13 protein-coding genes are annotated in these 17,273 nt (G+C 71.0%); 11 read left to right on the top strand and 2 right to left on the bottom strand.

What is annotated here, in order from left to right; translation table 11 throughout:
• Window positions 1–117 precede the first annotated feature (117 nt).
• The 4 genes from ACIRB1_RS35965 to ACIRB1_RS35950 all read left to right on the top strand — a co-directional run bounded on the left by ACIRB1_RS35965 (window position 118) and on the right by ACIRB1_RS35950 (window position 4,870).
• Window positions 118–1,464, top strand: a complete 1,347-nt coding sequence (locus ACIRB1_RS35965) for an extracellular solute-binding protein (protein ID WP_403468442.1) — start codon at window positions 118–120, stop codon at window positions 1,462–1,464.
• Between the two features lie 35 nt (window positions 1,465–1,499).
• Window positions 1,500–2,405 carry a sugar ABC transporter permease gene (locus tag ACIRB1_RS35960; protein ID WP_352178705.1) on the top strand — a complete coding sequence of 302 codons (906 nt, stop codon included), beginning with the start codon at window positions 1,500–1,502 and terminating at the stop codon, window positions 2,403–2,405.
• A 2-nt stretch (window positions 2,406–2,407) separates the two neighbouring features.
• Complete coding sequence (locus ACIRB1_RS35955) at window positions 2,408–3,355, top strand: carbohydrate ABC transporter permease (RefSeq protein WP_352178704.1); 948 nt, start codon at window positions 2,408–2,410, stop codon at window positions 3,353–3,355.
• 63 nt (window positions 3,356–3,418) lie between these two features.
• Window positions 3,419–4,870 (top strand): family 43 glycosylhydrolase, encoded by a 1,452-nt coding sequence (locus tag ACIRB1_RS35950; protein WP_403468441.1) that lies wholly within the window; start codon window positions 3,419–3,421, stop codon window positions 4,868–4,870.
• Window positions 4,871–4,955: 85 nt separating this feature from the next.
• On the opposite strand, the gene ACIRB1_RS35945 is transcribed toward ACIRB1_RS35950, so the two are convergent.
• Window positions 4,956–5,534 carry a cysteine dioxygenase gene (locus tag ACIRB1_RS35945; RefSeq protein WP_403468440.1) on the bottom strand — a complete coding sequence of 193 codons (579 nt, stop codon included), beginning with the start codon at window positions 5,532–5,534 and terminating at the stop codon, window positions 4,956–4,958.
• A gap of 509 nt (window positions 5,535–6,043) precedes the next feature.
• On the opposite strand from ACIRB1_RS35945, the gene ACIRB1_RS35940 reads away from it, so the two are divergent.
• Entirely contained in the window at window positions 6,044–7,060 is a 1,017-nt protein-coding gene (locus ACIRB1_RS35940; protein ID WP_403468439.1) for a LacI family DNA-binding transcriptional regulator, read from the top strand.
• A 59-nt stretch (window positions 7,061–7,119) separates the two neighbouring features.
• Here the strand turns inward: ACIRB1_RS35940 and ACIRB1_RS35935 are convergent, their stop codons facing one another.
• Window positions 7,120–9,093, bottom strand: coding sequence for a hypothetical protein (locus ACIRB1_RS35935; RefSeq protein ID WP_403468438.1), 1,974 nt, complete (start codon window positions 9,091–9,093; stop codon window positions 7,120–7,122).
• Window positions 9,094–9,439: 346 nt separating this feature from the next.
• On the opposite strand from ACIRB1_RS35935, the gene ACIRB1_RS35930 reads away from it, so the two are divergent.
• The 6 genes from ACIRB1_RS35930 to ACIRB1_RS35905 all read left to right on the top strand — a co-directional run bounded on the left by ACIRB1_RS35930 (window position 9,440) and on the right by ACIRB1_RS35905 (window position 16,957).
• Entirely contained in the window at window positions 9,440–9,619 is a 180-nt protein-coding gene (locus ACIRB1_RS35930) for a hypothetical protein (RefSeq protein WP_403468437.1), read from the top strand.
• 140 nt (window positions 9,620–9,759) lie between these two features.
• Complete coding sequence (locus ACIRB1_RS35925; protein ID WP_403468436.1) at window positions 9,760–11,019, top strand: low temperature requirement protein A; 1,260 nt, start codon at window positions 9,760–9,762, stop codon at window positions 11,017–11,019.
• 42 nt (window positions 11,020–11,061) lie between these two features.
• A complete protein-coding gene (locus ACIRB1_RS35920) occupies window positions 11,062–11,487 on the top strand; it encodes a hypothetical protein (protein WP_403468435.1) in 426 nt (141 codons plus the stop codon).
• A 197-nt stretch (window positions 11,488–11,684) separates the two neighbouring features.
• Window positions 11,685–12,914 carry a PP2C family protein-serine/threonine phosphatase gene (locus tag ACIRB1_RS35915; protein ID WP_403468434.1) on the top strand — a complete coding sequence of 410 codons (1,230 nt, stop codon included), beginning with the start codon at window positions 11,685–11,687 and terminating at the stop codon, window positions 12,912–12,914.
• Window positions 12,915–13,068: 154 nt separating this feature from the next.
• Window positions 13,069–13,389, top strand: a complete 321-nt coding sequence (locus tag ACIRB1_RS35910; RefSeq protein ID WP_403468525.1) for a hypothetical protein — start codon at window positions 13,069–13,071, stop codon at window positions 13,387–13,389.
• 352 nt (window positions 13,390–13,741) lie between these two features.
• Window positions 13,742–16,957 carry a TIM-barrel domain-containing protein gene (locus ACIRB1_RS35905; protein WP_403468524.1) on the top strand — a complete coding sequence of 1,072 codons (3,216 nt, stop codon included), beginning with the start codon at window positions 13,742–13,744 and terminating at the stop codon, window positions 16,955–16,957.
• Window positions 16,958–17,273: the final 316 nt, after the last annotated feature.

Below are 17,273 nucleotides of genomic sequence, written 5' to 3'. Positions count from 1 at the left end.
AGGAGCGGACACAGCGCACTCCGCACAAGTTTACATCGATGTAAGCACGCAGGGTGGGCGGCACCGCCGCACGGACCGCGGTGTCCGACGCGTCGCCGCCCACCGGAAAGGAAGCACATGACCGGCACACCCGCCCAGGTCCCGCGCCCCGGACCGACCAGACGCCGTGTCCTGACGACGGCACTCGCCGCCGGCGCCGCGGCCCTCGGCGCCGGGGCGCTCAGCGGCTGCGGATCGGCGCTCGCGGCCGACGCCGGGTCCAAGGTCCGCCTGTGGGACCTGTTCAGCGGAGCCGACGGCGGTCTGCTCAACGAGATGGTGGCCAAGGCGCGGCCCGACATGCCGGGCACGCACATCGAGCGCACCGTCCTGGAGTGGGGCACCCCCTACTACACCAAGCTCGCCATGGCCTCCGCGGGCGGTCGCGGGCCCGACGTGGCCGTCTCCCACATGTCCCGGCTCGCCGGGTACGCGCCCACCGGCCTGCTGGACCCGTGGGACATGGACGTACTGGCCGAGTACGGCATCGGCCGGCACGACTTCGCGGACGCGGTGTGGTCACGCACCCAGTTCGACGGACGGACCTACGCCGTCCCGCTGGACACCCACCCCTTCATCGTCTTCTACCACCAGGAACCGGCGAAGAAGGCGGGCCTGCTCACCACCGACGGCACGCTGGACGCGGACGCGTTCTCCTCCCCGGCCGGCTTCCTGGCCGCGGGGAAGGAACTGGCCAAGGCGTCCGGGAAGCAGGGCATCGCGTTCGGCTACGTCACCGACACCGCGCAGTGCTGGCGGCTGTTCTACGGCCTGTACCGGCAGACCGGCGGCCGGTTCGAGCTGCCCGCGGGCGGACCGGCCGAGGTGGACGAGGACCGGATGGCCGAGGTGATCGCCTTCATGGCCAAGGTCGTCGACGGCAAGGTCAACCCGAAGAGCCTCGACTACGCGTCCGCCATCGCCTCCTTCGTCAACAACCAGACGGCGATGATCCTCTCCGGCGAGTGGGAGCTGGGAACCTTCCGCACGGCCGACAAGAACGTCGGCGCGGCGCCCTTCCCGACGGTGTTCGGCACCCCGGCCGTCTACGCCGACTCCCACTCCTTCGTCCTGCCCCACCGCGACCACCCGGACGAGGAACACCGCCGACGCACCCACCAGGCGGTGGCCGCCCTGCTGAAGGCCGGTCAGATCTGGGCCACCGCGGGCCACATCCCCGCGTTCCAGCCGGTCACCCGGACCGCCGCCTACGCGGCACTCCAGCCGCAGGCGCACTATGCCCAGGCCGCCGGTCATGTCGTACTCGACCCTTCGGTGTGGTTCGCCGGGGCGGGCTCCGACTTCCAGAACGCCATGTGCCAGGTCCTCCAGCAGGCCCTCCTCGGCGACACCAGCCCAGGCCACGCGGCCCGCGCGATGACCCGGCGCCTCAACACCTTCCTCTCCAAGCCCAGCCCGGCCTGATCCGGCCGCGAACCATCCGCGCAGGAGGCACAACGATGTCCTCTCCTCTTCCCCCGTCCCGGACCGGGACGCTCACGGCGCGCCGGATCCTCTCCCCCGGCCTGCTGTTCGCCCTCCCCTTCCTGATCCTCTTCGCCCTCTTCATGGTCTGGCCGCTGGTCCAGGGACTGTGGATGAGCCTCACCGACACCTCGCTGTCGGCCCACGCGCCGAGCTTCGTCGGCCTGGACAACTTCTCGGAGGCGCTGCGGGACGCCGAGATGTGGCGGGCGCTCGGCCACACCGTGTGGTTCACCGTGCTGTCGACCGTCCCGCTGGTCGTCGTCGCGCTCGGCATGGCGCTGCTGGTCCACACCGGACTGCCCGGCCAGTGGGTGTGGCGGCTGGCGTTCTTCGCGCCGTACCTGTTGCCCGTCGGTGTGGTGAGCCTGCTGTGGGCCTGGCTCTTCCAGGGCGATCTCGGCCTGTACAACCAGCTGTTGAACGCGGTGGGCCTCGACTCGGTGGCCTGGCTGAGCGACACGTCGGTCGCGATGTGGGCGATCGTGCTGACCACCCTGTGGTGGACGGTCGGCTTCAACTTCCTGCTGTACCTGGCGGCCCTCCAGTCGGTGCCGGACCACCTGTACGAGGCGGCGGCGATCGACGGCGCGGGCGCCTGGCGGCGGCTGTTCTCCATCACGCTGCCGCAGCTGAGCCGGATCACGGTGGTGGTCACCGTGCTCCAGATCCTGGCCTCGCTGAAGGTCTTCGACCAGATCTACCTGCTGACCAAGGGCGGTCCGGACAACTCCACGCGCCCGGTCATCGAGTACATGTACGACGTCGGCTTCACCGGTTACCGGCTCGGCTACGCCTCGGCGATCAGCTACGTCTTCTTCGCCCTCGTCATCCTCGCCTCCGCGGCGCAGTACGCCGCCCTCCGCCGCCGGGAGAAGTGACCATGACCTCCACCACCCAACTGCCCCTGCCCCGGCCGGAGTCCGCGCCCCGCTCGCCTGTCATCCGCGAGGTCGCGGCCCGCCGGTACCGCGCCGAGGCCCGCCGTACCCATCTCTCCCTCGGCGAGAGCCGCACCGCCCGGACGCTCACGTTCACGGTGCTGACCGTCCTGGCTCTGCTGTGGCTGCTGCCGATGGCCTGGGGACTGCTGACCGCGTTCAAGTCCGAGCAGGACGCGAGCGATCCGGTGCACTGGCTGTGGCCGAAGCACGGGTTCACCCTGGCCGGGTTCCGCAGTGTGTGGGACCGCGGGGAGCTGCCGCTGTGGATGTTCAACAGCTTCCTGGTCGCGGCCGTCGTCACGGTGATCACGGTGGCGGTCTCCGCCATGGCCGGCTACGCCTTCTCCCGGACCCGGTTCACCGGCCGCAGATGGCTGTTCACGATCACGGTGGCGGCCGTCCTGGTGCCGCCACAGATGCTGATCGTGCCGTGGTTCCAGCAGATGCTGACTCTGAACCTGCTCGACACCTACGCGGCGGTGATCCTTCCGCAGACGGTGGCGCCGGTGATGGTGTTCATCCTGAAGAAGCACTTCGACTCCCTGCCCAGGGAGTTGGAGGAGGCGGCCCGTATCGACGGTGCGGGGCATGTCCGGATCTTCTGGTCCGTGCTGCTGCCGCTGTCCCGTCCGATGCTGTCGGCGGTGGCGATCTTCGTGTTCATCGGGGCCTGGAACAACTTCCTGTGGCCCTTCGTCTCCACCTCGGACCCCGACCTGATGACCCTGCCCGTCGGTATCACGTCGGTGAAGGACGCCTACGGCGTCCAGTACGCGCAGTCGATGGCGTCGGCCGTGCTGGCCGCCCTGCCGCTTGTGGTCGTCTTCCTGTTCTTCCAGCGGCACATCGTCAAGTCCGTCGCCACGACGGGCCTCGGCGGCCAGTGAGCCGGCCCCCTTCCTGAAAGGCGCGACCACCCCACTCACCACCACGATCCGTTGGAGCCGCACATGAGTTCGTCCCCCCGCACGGCACGCACGGCGGCGCTGCTCGCCCTGCTGCTGGCCGTGGTGTTCTCGCTCGTCTCCACACCCACGTCGACCGCGGCGCCCCAGGCCGCGGCCGCCACCAGCACGACGTTCCGCAATCCGCTGAACACCGGACCCGACCCGTACCTGACGTACTGGAACGGCTCGTACTACATGACCACGACCCAGGGCGGCAGCATCCGCATGTGGCGCTCGGCGTCCCTGGCCACCCTCCTGGACTCGGACCCGGTCACCGTCTGGACCGACACCGACTCCTCCCGCGACCAGAACATCTGGGCGTCGGAGTTCTACCGCTTCGGCAACCGCTGGTACCTCTACTACACGGCGGACGACGGCGTCGACGACCACCACCGCGTCTACGTCCTGGAGTCCGACGCCGACTCCCCCACCGGCCCCTACCACTTCAAGTCGGCGCTCATCCCGCCCAACCACACGAACGACTTCGCGATCGACCCCAGCGTCTTCACCCACAACGGCCGCCTGTACCTCGCCTACAGCGGCATCAACGCCTACCAGCACAACGGCCTGAACATCGCACCCCTGTCGAACCCGTACACCGTCTCCGGCGACGCGGTCGCCATCGACGCGGCGGGCGGCTGCGCGGAAGTGCGCGAGGGACCGGAGTTCCTGAACCGCAACGGCCGTACCTGGATGACGTACTCGACATGCGACACCGGGAAGCCCGACTACCAGCTGTGGATGATGTCGTTGGCCGACGGCGCCGACCCGCTGGTGGCGTCCGACTGGCAGCAGCACGCCGGGGCGGTGTTCACGCGCAACGACGCGGTGGGTGTCTACGGCCCCGGCCACCACGCCTTCTTCAGGTCCCCGGACGGCACGGAGGACTGGATGGTCTACCACGCCAAGTCGACGTCCCAGTACACCTACACCGACCGCACCAGCCGGGCCCAGAAGATCGGCTGGAACGCCGACGGCAGCCCGAACCTGGGCACCCCGCTCGCCATGGGCGCCACCCAGAACCTGCCCTCCGGAGACCCCGGTTCGGGCAACCACTGGATCAACGACGACGGCCGCTCCAGCGCGGACGGCACCATCGCCTACACCGGGACCTGGAACTCCGGCACGGGCTGCGGCACACAGTGCTTCTGGGGCGACGACCACTGGAGCGACCGGGCCGGCAACACGGCGACCTTCGCCTTCACCGGCACCCGTATCGCCCTGCTGTCCGTACGCGACACCGGGAACGGCATCGCCGCCCTCAGCATCGACGGCGGCGCGGAGACCCGGGTCGACTTCTACGGGGCGATCCGCACGGGTGAGACCGTCCAGTACGTCAGCCCGCGACTCGCCCCCGGCCGGCACACCCTGCGGATACGGGTGACGGGCGAGCACAACGCCCGGTCGACCGCCTCGTTCGTGAGCGTGGACAGGGCCGAGGTGTACACCGACTGACCGGCCGCCTCAAGGCTGTCGTGATGCGCCGGGCCGCGATCTCTCCGGACGTCATCCGGATGTACGGCGGCCTGGCGCAGCTGCGTCAGACCATGTCGTCCAGGGGGCGCAGTTCGTCGGCGTAGGAGACCGAGGTGCGTCGAAGGATTCCGTTGCGCGCGACCGTGTACTGGCCCATCCGCCCCAGCGGCGGCGAGTAGGTGTGGATCGACACGCTGCCCGCATCCCGTCCGGTGAGCCGGTGGATGTGGTCCGGGCCGAAGCAGAAGACCTGGCCGGCCGGAACCTCGGTCGCCAGGCTCGGCACGCCGACGGCCAGGTTGTGTTCGACGAGTGCCCCCTCGGCCACTGCCACGGCGCCGGACGAGACATCGTGATCGTGCCAGCCCGTGTCGTTCCGGGGCGTCCAGCACAGCACCCAGACATCGACGTGGGCGTCCCGGTACAGCGAGACATAGTGCCGCTTGTCATCGTCGTAGGCGACGTGCTCGCGCCAGGTGTCGGGGTCCGCGGCTATCGACGAGGCCAGTTCCAGCAGCTCCCGCTTGTCCAGGTCACGGCCCGGGAGCGCGTCGAGGGTGACGGCCGCCCGTACGCGATGCCACGGCTCGGCATCGCGGGCGGCGGCGGTGTCGAGGTCGTGGGACGGAAGCGGTGCGGTCACGGTCGTACTCCTTCGAGCGGGTGGGAGGTATTGCTGACGCGTACGCCGGGTGCCGCCGCCGCGCCGAGTTCGGAGTCGGCCGGGGCGGCTCAGGGCCGTCGCGGCCCAGGACCGAGGCGTCGACACCCGGGCGCTAGCAACCGCGTCCTGCGCCCGGCGGCCGTACCGGCGATGCGTCGCGGAGCGGGGTCCGGGCCGACCCGTCATGGCTGCTCGTGGTCCTCCGGCCTTGCCCGGAAGGGCGGTTCACCGGCCAGGTGCGGCATCCCGTCGCCGGAGCGGGGCGGGTGCGGGTGGATTCCCGATCGCTCGACGGGGGCTTCCGGGCACAGGGGTCGGCGAAGGTCGGTCGCACCGTGTTCGCACCGCCGTCTCCTCACTTAAGCGGTTCAGTGATGCGATACAGTGAAGCGCTTAAGCTGAGCCGGTGTCAATGCTCGCCCGGAGGCCGCTCCCCTCCCCGGGCAGCAGGAGCGGCTCCCGGTTCATCGGGTCGTTACACTGACGAAGTGCCAAAACAGCCGCGGCGGATCACCCTGCGCGACATCGCGGAGGAGACCGGGCTCTCCGCCGCCGCGGTCTCGTACGCGCTCCGCGGGCTTCAGGTACCCCCCGAGACCCAACGGCGTGTCCGTGAGGTGGCCGACCGGCTGGGTTACCAGGCCGACCCGATCGCCCGCGCCCTGGCCTCCGGCCGTACGGGGTACGTCGGAGTGCTCTGCGGTTCGCTCGCCGACGTCTGGCAGCAGGACATCGCCGCCGCCCTGGGCCGCAGGTTCCTCGGCGTCGGCCGGCACGCCCTGATCGTCGACGCCTCGAACGACCCCGAACTGGAGGCGACGCTCGCCTCCCAACTGGCCGACCAGCGGGTGGACGCGCTGATCGTGCTGCCGGTCGACCCGGCCGCCGCCCATTGGAAAGAGGTCGCCCGGCGGACCGTACTGACGTCTATCGGCGACGGGTTGCCCGGTGCGGCCACCGCCGCGGAGGTCGTCTTCGACAACGAGGCCGGGGTCACCGACGCCCTCCAGCGACTCGTCGACTGCGGTCACCGGAGGATCGCGGTCATGACGCCGAGTCGGCCCACCACCCCCGACCGTCCTGCCGAGGTGATCGCCCATCAGGTCGCGCAGCGGCTCGGGCTGGACGTCACTCTCCACCCCTCCCCGCACGACCTGGACGGCGCGACGGCGGTGGCGCGGACCGTGCTGAGTTCCGCGAATCCACCGACCGCCTTCCTGTGCCTGGCCGACTCGATGGCCTACGGCGTCTACGCCGGGGCCCGGGAATTGGGGCTCGAAGTGCCCGACGACGTCTCGGTCATGGGCTTCGACGACCACCCGCTGTCGCGGCTGCTGACGCCGCCCCTGTCCAGCTACCGGTGGCCCGCGGACCTCCTGGTGGACCTCGTGGTCAAGCGCACGGTCAAAGCGATCGACGAGGACAAGCTCAGCCGCCGCAAAGTGCTGGCCCCGGAGGCGAAGCCCCGTGGTTCGGTCGCTCCACCGAGGACCGCGCGCTGGTAGGGCCACGCTCCCCGGCCGGAGCCTCCGAAGGTGAACCGGCCCGGTGCGCGCGCTGAGGATCAGCTTCCGGGTGTGCCGACGGCATCCAGATCCTCACCCGTGGAGAGTTGGGCCCGGACGGTGACGCGCGGTGTGCGGGGAGCGGGTACGGCGAGGGTGCGGGCCTGCTTCGTGACCGTCACGTCTCCGCTCACCGCGAGACGTGTCACCGCGCGGCTGCCGGCGGCCAGCGCGTACCAGTGGCCGTTCGGGGACCGCCAGCCGCTCGCGACCACCACATGCTGGCCGAACCGGCTGCACGCCGCGGTCGCGTGGGCCCGGGCGACCGTCCGCGCGGGTTCGCCGGGCGCGTACCGGCTCGTGCGGAGGGACACCGTCACGTCACCGGCGCCGCGCCAGGTGTCGGCGCGGGCGCAGGTCCACACGGCGTGTCCGCCTCCGTCGGGCAGGTCCTGTTCGGCGAAGTCCCAGTTGTTGACGGCGCGTACGCCGGTGTCGCGCAGGGACGTCAGGGAGCAGGCCTGGTGGGCCCAGGCCAGCAGTGCCTGAGGGCCGGTGGCCTCACGGGGCGCGCGGGCGGGCGGTGTGCCGTGCCCGGGCAGCGGAGTGTAGGTGAGGTGGACCGGGGACAGGTCGCCCAGGGGGGCGAGCAGGAACGCGTGGTGTTCGGCGATGCGCTGCGAGGACCGCAGTTGCAGCACCGGCCGGCTGTCGCAGTGCTCCGACGCGGGCATGGCCGGCACCGGGTCCGTGACCCCGTCCTTCGAGACGTGCAGTGCACGGGCGAGGACATCGGGGCGCAGCAGGTCACGGGTCTGTGCCTCGGCGACCCAGGGGGCCAGCAGGTAACGGGCGGTGCCACCCGCGGGCGTGAGGGTGACGGCCGCCGCCGTGGTGACGTCAGCGTCGTCGGCACGGGCGACGCTCATCTGTGTGTCCCGCGCGGCGGATCGGGTCTCGCTGTAGCGGGCGAGGCGCTGTCCGTCGTAGAGCAGCACCACCGCACGGTCGTCGACGTCGCCGGCGTAGAGCAGTTGCGGTGCGGTGGCCGGTGGGGTCGCGGTCGTGGCGGGGGCGAGGACGATGCGGGACCTCGGGTGGGTCCATGCGGACAGGGCGCGGTCGAGGAGGCTCCGGTCGTGTGCGCGGGAGCCGCGGGCCGGCCATGCGGTGAAGTCGACCCGCGAGGTGTTGTCCCACGTCCCGGCGGCCGTGCGCACCAGATCCGCCGTGCTCGGGAGGCCGTGGGCCGTCGGCACTTGGGAAGCCGTCCGGTCTGTCGTGCCGTCCCTGGCCACGGCCAGGGTCACGACTGTGACCAGACCGAGCGCGGCCACTCCCAGGACCAGACGGGCCCGCCTGGTGCGGCGCAGTAGGTCGGTGGGGCCCGCCTGGAGGGCGCAGGCGTCGAACTCCTGTGACGCGAGCAGCGCGGCGGGCGATCTGCGCGACTCCTCCTCCAGGATGCCCGCGGTGCGCAGGGCGGCGGGGACATCCGGCGCGTCCGCCGCCTCCAGCAGGGCCTGGACGGTGTCATCGGAAAATCCGTGGACGGCACGCAGCAGGAACGCCGCGCGGGCAGCGGCGGGAGCCGCGGACAGCCGTTGCGCCAGGGCGAGTTCGTCCACCCCGCCCGAACGCGGGAACAACCGCAACCCCCAGACCAGGGGCAGCCGAGGGCGCAGAGCGCCCGGGTGAACCCATCCCGCGGGCCACATCCGCGGCAGCCGGCCGTATGTCAGCGCGGCGCGCAGCACCTCCACCAGAAGGCGTCGCTCGACGGTGTCCCCACCCCGTGACTCCGCGCGCGGAGAGGGGACGGCGGGTGCGCCGTGTGCCGTTCCGGCGCGGCGCAGCGCGCGCTGGACGAGGGAGTGCGCCACGAGGACCCGCTGGTGCCGGCCCAGCGAGGCGGGCAGGACGAGGTGCGCCAGACGGACCAGGTCGCCGTACTGCTCGACGAGGACGGATTCGGCCTCCCGAACCCGGGACCTGAAGGCGCCGGCATCGGGCCGGAGCGAGCGAAGATGCATGGAACGGGACGCTTTCCGGGAGGAACGTGGCGAGATGCTGTTGCGTCAAACGAGTGAATGCCGGACAGGTCACCGTTACCCGCCGCGGAACCAGACCTCCGCCCGGACCGGTCCGGGCGGCTGATGCCGTGAGCGTGAGGGTTCGCCGGGTCGGTCAGGGTCCGAGCAGGTGGCGAAGTGGATGGCGAGAAGCACCCACGGCGGAGCCGCAGATGGCTTCTGCCTCAGCGACTGCCGTGAAAGCAGGGGGAGTTGACGGCGCGCGTATGGTGGAGGGGAAACGCATCAACGCCCGCCCCGGGCTGTGAGCCGGGCGGCCGAACGGGGGAAGAAGGGTGCGTGCCCGATGACGGTCGGGCTCCTCTCCACGATTGCTGCCGTGTTCTACGGCGGCACGGTCTCGATCCTCGCTCTGACGGCGACCTTCGCTCGGCGCCGCACGCTGCGGCATGAAGCGCGCAGCACTCTTGCCGTCCTGGTGCGGGGAAGGGCGGTGGAGCCGCACCAGGCGGACGGACGGCAGTAGGCCCGAACAGAGTTGAGCGGCTGCGCGGAATCAGCCGGCCACGACCACCGACCCGGCGAGCCTTCCCGGTCTGAGCACCGGGAAGGGCCTGTCCCCCAAGGGCGTCGACGGCCGGTTCGGTGATCGGGCAAGGTGATGCGGTGAGCGACGACACGACCGCACCGGCCCAGCAGCCCACCTCCGAGGAGAACCGGCACGCCAGTTGGCTGGAGCTGTTCTTCGACCTGGTCGCCGTGGCGGGCGTGGCGCAGATCGCGCACCTGCTGCACGGTGTCCCGGACCTGTCCGACCTGGGTCTGTACGCGCTGCTGTTCCTGGCCTTCTGGACGGCGTGGATCTGCTTCACCCTCTACGCGAACGTGGCCTACGAGAACACCCACATCCGTACGGTGCTGGCCGCGATGTTCGGCATGGCCGTCATGGCGGCGGCGGTGCCGGGGGCGCACGAGGGGGACGACCAGCACGCTCGGGTGTTCGCTCTCGCCTACGTGTTGATCCGGGCGCTGGCGAACCGCGCCTGGCAGAAACGTCGCCAGATCCTGGTCGACTGGCCTGCCGCTCAGATGTCGCTCGGCGTGATCCCGTGGACCGTCTCCCTCTGGGCGCACGGCCCGACGCGCTACTGGCTCTGGGCGCTCGGTATCGCCCTCGATCTGTACGTCACGTTCGCGGTCTCGGCACGCGACATCGCCGAGCACCAGGAGGCACGGGAACGCCGCGGCGACCGTACCGCCCGGCGCGGCTCCGCAGGGGGCCCGTCGCTCGCGCGGTCGCAGACGGAGCACCTGAGCGAACGCCTCGGCCTCTTCGTCATCATCGTGCTCGGTGAGGGGGTCGCCCAGGTGGTCGGTGCCACGTCCCAGGAGGAGTGGGACACCGCGCTGTACATGCTCGCCGTCGCGGCGTTCTTCCTGCTGGCCACCCTGTGGGGGTTGTCCTTCCGGCACGGCTACGCGGGGGTGCCGCACCTGGCGGCAGGGGTGTTGCCCGCCCGTGCGGCGCTGCCCCTGCACTGTTTCGTGTCGGGCTGTCTCGCCGCGCTGGCCGCCGGGCTGGGAGCCGCGGCCGAGCACCTGGAGACACTGCCGGACGCCACCCGGTGGCTGCTCTGCTCGGCTCTGGCCGGGTACTTCCTGCTCAGCGGACTCGCCTGGCTGGGCCGAGCCGGCCGGGAGCGGCGGTGGCTGCTGTGGGTGGCCCTCCCCTGCTGCGCACTGCCCCTGGTGCTCGCGGGGTTCGGCGCGCATCTGCGCACCGTGGCCGTGGTCTGGCTGCTCGTCCTGATCGCCCTGTGGCCGATCGGCTACGAACGGTGGGCGTCGAAGCGGGCGGGGGGGGAACGGGAGTTGAGCCATGGGGCCGGGTTGTCCCAAGGGCGCGGGCTCGGGCAGGCTGGCTAACCCGTCACGAGGAGAGGCGGGGCGAACAGAAGGAGTCCCGGCATGATCGATTGGGTGCCTCTCCGTACCGGAGCACGGCCCGTCCCGTCGCCCATGGCCACGCCGCTGGTGTGGGCCGTGGCATCGGGTGGAGCGTTGGCCCTGGTGGCGCTGTTCAATGTCCTGCTGGGGCCGGGTCGACCTTCGCCCGCCCTGGCCGCGCTGTCCCTGCTCTCCGTGCTGCTCGGCCTGTGCGCCCGCTTCGTGGCGGCTCCCGGTACCGCGGTGCTGTGCTGGCTCTTCCTCAACGGCTTCGCCGTCCCGCCCGCCGGCACCCTCACCTGGACGGGCCAGCGCGACGCGTTCTGGCTCGCCTGTCTGTGCACCGCCGCCCTGGTGGGCACCGCCCTGGGCCGCCTCCGCCACGCGCGGGCCGCCTACCGCCGTGTCACCACGGATGTCGGCGGCTCGACGGAGACCGGATCATGACCGAAGCGGCCGTTCCCCGGCTTCTACCATCATCCGGCCGTCCCAGGCGGGTTCCCCGAGCAGGCCACTCGGTCGGATGACGCCTGACCGTATCGCCGCTGGTCATCGAACCGAAAAGAGCTGTTTCCGGGCTTCGTGTCCTGATCTCTCCTATCGTGGAACCAGGTAGTGACCCACGGCGGCGAAGCGAGCAGGCCATGCAGGATCCGGAGATCGACCACGCAGCGGTCTTCCGGGCTCTGCCCGGCATGGTGGCGCTGCTCACCCCCGAGCTGGTGTACATCGACGCCAACGAGGACTTCGAGCGCCTGTCGGGACGCACCCGCGAGGAACTGGTCGGCCGCTACATCTTCGATGTCTTCCCCGAGAACCCGGGCGAGCCGGCGGCGGCAGGCATGCGCGAGACCCGGGAGTCGATGCTGCGCGCGGTGACCACCGGCGAGCGCGACACGATGGCTCTGCTCCGCTACGACATCGAGGACCCGCTGCGGCCCGGCCGATGGGTGGAGCACTTCTGGAGCCCGGTCAACGCACCTGTGTTCGGCCCGGACGGAAAGGTGACGCTGATCATCCACCGGGTGGAAGAGGTGACCGAGTTCGTCCGGGCAGTCGGCGGGCGGGTGGACGACAGCCGGGCCCGGGTACTGGAAGCTGAGCTGTACACCCGGGCACGCGAGTTGCAGGAGGTCAACGAGCGGCTGCGCAAGGCGCACGCCCGTGAGCGCGAGGTGGCCCTGACCCTTCAGGCGGCGATGCTGCCCCCGCCACGGCCTGTCGGCCACCATCGGGCGGCCGTCCGCTATCAGCCCGCCCTGGACGCCCTGAACGTGTGCGGCGACTGGTACGACCTGGTCGACCTGCCCGACGGCGGGATGGCGGTCGCCGTCGGTGACGTCGTCGGGCACGGACTGGCGGCGGCCTGCGCCATGGGTCAGCTGCGCAGCGCCCTGAGCGCGGCCTGCCGGGTCGCCGACGGTCCGGGCTCCGCCCTTGAGGCCCTCGGTCTGTACGCCCGTTTCGTCGAGGGTGCCGAGTCGGCCACCGCGGTGACGACGTTCATCGACTGGGACGACCACACCATCACCTACAGCTGCGCGGGCCACCCTCCTCCGGCGCTGCTCGACCCGGACGGCACGGTGACCTTCCTGGACCGGGCCACCGACCCGCCGCTGGGAGCCAGGCCCGAGCATGTCGGCCGGCCGGAGACGAGCGTCCCCTTCGCCGAGGGCGCCACCCTCGTGCTGTACACCGACGGACTGATCGAACGGCGCACGGAGGACATCGACCGCGGCCTGGCCCGCCTCGCCGACTCCCTCGTCCACCACCGGCACATGGACCCCGAGCCTCTGGCCGACGCCCTCCTGGCCGATCTGCTCCCCGCCGAGGGCAACACCGACGACACGGCCCTGGTCGTCCTGCGCCTGTGACGGCGACCCCGGCGGACAGTCGGAGGCCCGGGGGCCGTCGCGCCGGGGCTCGGGTAGGGCGGGCCCGCATATCGCGTTGTGGATCACTGGGTGCCGCCGTAGGGTCACCGGCATGTCTCTACGTCTTCGGATGCGTCGCGCTCTCCCCGAAGCGATGCGCGCGGGTGACAAGGCCGCGGTGAGCGCCCTTCGCACAGCCCTTGCCGCGCTGGACAACGCCGAGGCGGTGTCCGTGGCGGAGATCGAGCCGCGCGGCCCGGCCCTTGAGCAGTCGCCGCTGGGTGCCGGTGCGACCGAAGTGGCTCGGCGTGAGCTGACCGAGCACCGCGTGGTCGAGATGGTGCGGGCCGAAGCCGCGGAACGGCTGGATGCCGCGGCGCAGTTGACCGCTCCCGCGCACGCCGACCGAGCCGCACGGCTCCGCGCCGAGGCCGACGTGCTGCTTCGCCTCCTGGACGGTCCGGACACCGCGTGACGATCGGGGGCCGAGGCGAATGCCCCACGCCCTCGATCAACGCTTCGGCGTCCGCGCCCGGTTGACCGGGTCGGCGGCGCCGAAGCCCGGACCCAGTCGGGCAGAACGGGCTCGCCGACGCCGGGCAGGTCACCGGGCCTGACGCGCGAGGACGTCACAGGGGTTGACAACGATGTCGGCCAGGGGCAGATTCCACCCGGGCGCGAAGGCGAACCGGCACACCCCCACCACAGGCCCATGTGGCCCCACTTCCAGGACGGAGCCGTCCGTGAGAAGACGATCGGCGATACACCTCACCCGTTCACCGCGAAGACGCGTCACGGTCCTCGCCCTCCTCAGCACCCTGGCCGCCATGCTCGTGACCGGCACCGGAACAGGCGAAGCCTCGGCGCACGCGGCGGCGAACCACCGTGCCGCGTCGGTGACTTCGGGCAACGCACGCTTCCAGGTCCTGTCCCCGACCCTGATCCGCACGGAGTACGCGCAGGACGGGAAGTTCACCGACAGCGCGACGTTCAACGCGATCGGCCGCTCCGCGTTCACGCCGCCCGCCTACACCTCGAGCACGTCCAACGGCTGGCTGACCATCACCACGAGCGCGCTCACCCTCAAGTACCAAGTGAATTCAGGGCCGTTCGACGCGCAGAACCTCTCCGTGCACCTGTCGGCCGGCGCTGCCGCCGTCGACGCCAGCCCTTGGCACCGGCTCACCTGCGGCCTGGGCGCCCTGTGCGAGGCCGAGCAACTCGCCCACAGCGGCGTCGGCGTCGCCTCCGACCACACGGGCTACACCGGCTCCGGGTTCCTCGCCGGCTTCGAGGGGACCGGCGACTCGGTGTCCGCCGACGTCGACGTGGCCGCGGCGGGGACCTACACGTTCGACGCGCGCTACGCCAACTCCGTGGGCGGAGACGGTCAGAACACCGCCCGTACCCTCACCCTCTCTGTCGACGGCGGCGCGAGCCGGACCCTCAGCCTGCCGACCACCGCCAACTGGGACACCTGGAGCCTCGCGAGCAGCTCCGTCCAACTGGGCGCGGGACAGCACACATTGACGCTGACGAGGACCGCCACCGACTCCGGTGACGTCAATCTCGACAGTGTCGCCCTGGTGAATCAGGGCGGCGGCTTCCCGGCCACCTCCGCCACCGCGATCACGAGTTGCGGGTACGGCGTGAACTGCGAGGCCGAAGCCGATCGCGCCTCCGGCACCGCGGCCGTCGCCACCGACCACACCGGCTACTCCGGCAGCGGCTTCCTCGCCGAACTGAACCAGGGAGCCGGCGTGTCGACCCACGTCGTCGGCGTTCCGGCCGACGGCACCTACGCGTTGCAGGTGCGCTACGCCAACGCCACCGGCCGCGACGGGCAGTACCAGACCCGTACGGCCACGGTGTCCTCCGGCGGCACCACGCGGACGCTCTCACTGCCCGTCACCGGTGACTGGAACACCTGGAGCACCGCCTCCGTCCCGGTCACCCTCAAGGCCGGAGCGAACGACATCGCCATCGGCTGCCCGGACGCCGCGAGTTGTCACGTCAATCTCGACACGGTCTCCGTCACCGCGTCCAACTCCCCCGCCCCGCAGCCCCACTTGGCGCTCGGCGGCTACCGCCGCAGCCTGGACGGCGTCAACGGTGACAACGGCGCGCCGGCCACCACCCCCGGCCTGCTCTACAAGGACGGCTGGTACCTCCTCGACGACACCTCCTCAGCCCTGTACGACACCGGCACCCACCAGGTCACCCAACGCCCCGCACGCGGCGGAGCGCCGTACCAGGACGGGTACGTCTTCGGCTACGGCCACGACTACCAGCGGGCCCTGACCGACCTGGCGACGCTCACCGGGCCGCCCGAGCTGCTTCCGCAATGGGCGTACGGCGTCTGGTACTCGGAGTACATCGACCGCACCGCCGCCGACTACGAGAACCGGATCCTGCCCGCGTTCCGCTCCGAGGGCGTGCCCCTCGACGTCCTCGTCACCGACACGGACTTCAAGTCGCCGAACACGTGGAGCGGTTGGGAGATCGACCGGTCCAAGTTCCCCGATCCGAAGGGGTTCTTCGACTGGGCGGCTGCTCAGGGGCTGCACAACACGCTCAACATCCACCCGAGCATCCTGAGCAGCGACCCGCAGTTCGCGCAGGCGCAGGCGACCGCCAAGGGCAAGCTGCACAAGGGGGGTTGCGCGCCGGCCGCGAGCAGCGGCGCCGGTGACTGCTACACCTTCGACTGGGGCGACCCCGACCAGCTCAAGGCGTACATGGACCTGCACCAGACCATGGACCAGCAGGGCAACGACTTCTGGTGGCTCGACTGGTGCTGCGACGACTCCCAGTCCTCGCTGCCCGGTGTGACTCCCGACGCGTGGATCAACCAGCAGTACGCCACGGACGCGGACAAGACCATCGGCCGCGGCTTCGCCGTCTCCCGTGCGTACGGCTCTCTCCAGGCGGGCGGTTACAGCGGCCAGCAGGGTCTGCCCACCGGGCCGTGGGCCGACAAGCGCACCACCGTCCACTTCACCGGCGACACGTCCTCCACCTGGGGCACCCTGAAGGCCGAGGTCGGCTACACGCCCGGCGAGGCGGCGGCCACCGGCATGTCGGCCATCAGCCATGACATCGGCGGCCACAACGACACGACGAATCTGACCGGTTCGGAGACCTATACCTCCGACGGCGCGACCCACACCACGCGCAAACTCCCCGACGACATGTACGCCCGCTGGGTCCAGCTCGGCACCTTCCAGCCCATCGACCGGCTGCACAGCAACCACAGCGACCGGCTGCCCTGGCAGTACGGCACGGCGGCCCGCGCCTCCGCCGACAAGTTCCTCAACCTCCGCGAGAACCTGGTGCCTTACACCTACTCGCTCGCCCAGCAGGCCAACACCACGGGTGTCCCGGTCACCCGCCCGATGTACCTTCAGTACCCCGACGAGCCCCAGGCGTACGCGACGTCGGGCAGCGAGTACTTCTACGGACCCGACATGCTCGTCGCCCCCGTCACCACCCCCGGCAGCACGACGACGACCTCGGTGTGGTTCCCGCCCGGCAGCCAGTGGACCGACTACTTCACCGGGAAGACCTACGCCGGCGGCACCACCCAGAACATCACCAACGGCCTCGACACCATGCCGGTGTTCGTCAGGGCGGGCGCTGTCGTCCCGACCCGCACGGACAACGTCACCAGCAACGACAAGGCCCCGCTGACCAAGGTCACGCTCACCGTCGCCGCGGGCGCCTCCGGCTCCTCCAGCCTCTACGAGGACGACGGGACCACCGGCACCGGGCGCGGCCACAGCGCCGTCACGAAGATCCGGTACCGGGAGACCGGCGCCCACCGCACGGTGACGATCACTCCGCCGACAGGAACCTTCCGCGGCCAGATCCGCAACCGGCAGTGGACCGTCTCCCTCCTCGGCGTCACCGCCCCGAGCACCGTCCGAGCGGGCGGTTCCCGACTCCCCGCCCACGCCTACCACTTCGACAGTACGACCCACACCCTGACCGTCACGCTCCCGGCGCGGAGCGCCCGCACGCCGATCACCGTGACGTGCGACTGACCGATCCGAACCAACTCCCCTAGCCCAGTGGGCAGGGCGTCGAACCCCGGCGAGTCCGTCTCGCGCCGGGGTTCGACGTGTCTGCTCCACGGAGGACCACCCTGCGTCATGCCGACCCGTCCCGCGCGGTTTCGTGGGCCGGGAGGTCGTCCGCGCGTGCCGGACTGGTCAGCCGAAGCGTTTCGCCCCTTCCGTCACAGGAAGCCTCCGCCCAAATCGTCGCTTGTTCCGATCAGTTACGACCGTTTTCGTCGAGAGGGTTTGGCCCCGCGTGCGGGCCGTGCAGGATGGGACCGTGTTAGGCAACCTTCCCGTC

Source organism: Streptomyces sp. NPDC096013 (genome assembly GCF_044763565.1).
GTDB lineage: Bacteria > Actinomycetota > Actinomycetes > Streptomycetales > Streptomycetaceae > Streptomyces.
The sequence above is the reverse complement of the archived record's forward strand: the minus strand, read 5'-3'. Positions and strand labels throughout refer to the sequence as shown.

What these genes read in the sequence shown, in the direction of transcription:
- ACIRB1_RS35920 (WP_403468435.1), top strand. Translation starts at nt 11,062, where the DNA reads ATGATCGATTGGGTGCCTCTCCGTACCGGAGCACGGCCCGTCCCGTCG.
- ACIRB1_RS35955 (WP_352178704.1), top strand. Translation starts at nt 2,408, where the DNA reads ATGACCTCCACCACCCAACTGCCCCTGCCCCGGCCGGAGTCCGCGCCC.
- ACIRB1_RS35965 (WP_403468442.1), top strand. Translation starts at nt 118, where the DNA reads ATGACCGGCACACCCGCCCAGGTCCCGCGCCCCGGACCGACCAGACGC.
- ACIRB1_RS35960 (WP_352178705.1), top strand. Translation starts at nt 1,500, where the DNA reads ATGTCCTCTCCTCTTCCCCCGTCCCGGACCGGGACGCTCACGGCGCGC.
- ACIRB1_RS35905 (WP_403468524.1), top strand. Translation starts at nt 13,742, where the DNA reads ATGCTCGTGACCGGCACCGGAACAGGCGAAGCCTCGGCGCACGCGGCG.
- ACIRB1_RS35935 (WP_403468438.1), bottom strand. Translation starts at nt 9,093, where the DNA reads ATGCATCTTCGCTCGCTCCGGCCCGATGCCGGCGCCTTCAGGTCCCGG.
- ACIRB1_RS35950 (WP_403468441.1), top strand. Translation starts at nt 3,419, where the DNA reads ATGAGTTCGTCCCCCCGCACGGCACGCACGGCGGCGCTGCTCGCCCTG.
- ACIRB1_RS35930 (WP_403468437.1), top strand. Translation starts at nt 9,440, where the DNA reads ATGACGGTCGGGCTCCTCTCCACGATTGCTGCCGTGTTCTACGGCGGC.
- ACIRB1_RS35910 (WP_403468525.1), top strand. Translation starts at nt 13,069, where the DNA reads ATGCGCGCGGGTGACAAGGCCGCGGTGAGCGCCCTTCGCACAGCCCTT.
- ACIRB1_RS35915 (WP_403468434.1), top strand. Translation starts at nt 11,685, where the DNA reads ATGCAGGATCCGGAGATCGACCACGCAGCGGTCTTCCGGGCTCTGCCC.